The sequence below is a fragment of the Streptococcus suis genome, from assembly GCF_002964045.1.
In the GTDB taxonomy this organism is placed as follows: Bacteria; Bacillota; Bacilli; order Lactobacillales; family Streptococcaceae; genus Streptococcus; species Streptococcus suis_U.
Genome location: NZ_POPB01000017.1, coordinates 1 through 266, shown reverse-complemented (window position 1 = coordinate 266; position 266 = coordinate 1). Strand labels below are relative to the sequence as shown.

Annotated in this window: 1 pseudogene; it reads right to left on the bottom strand. The window is 42.1% G+C overall.

Features of this window, described 5'->3' with window-relative positions:
- Positions 1 to 179: pseudogene (locus C1E99_RS00060) on the bottom strand (sodium:alanine symporter family protein); the annotation flags it as partial.
- Positions 180 to 266: the final 87 nt, after the last annotated feature.

Genomic DNA, 266 nt, shown 5'->3' with positions numbered 1-266 from the left:
CTAGACACATCTCCCTGACCAGACTGGTCACTAGAGAAAATCAAACGAAAGGCGGTTGGTAACTTGCTAACTTGAAACATCCCTAAACGGAGTGTAAAGTAAACACCCGTACCGACCAAAAGTATTAAGAGAGGCGGTCCCCAAACAAGATTGTTGATAGCCTTAAATAGTTCTAACATAGTTCCTCCTAAGCATAATTCTTAATCCGATAAAGCTGCCGGAAAAACAAAAAGAGGCTGAACCCTTCAACCTCTAGAATCAACGTG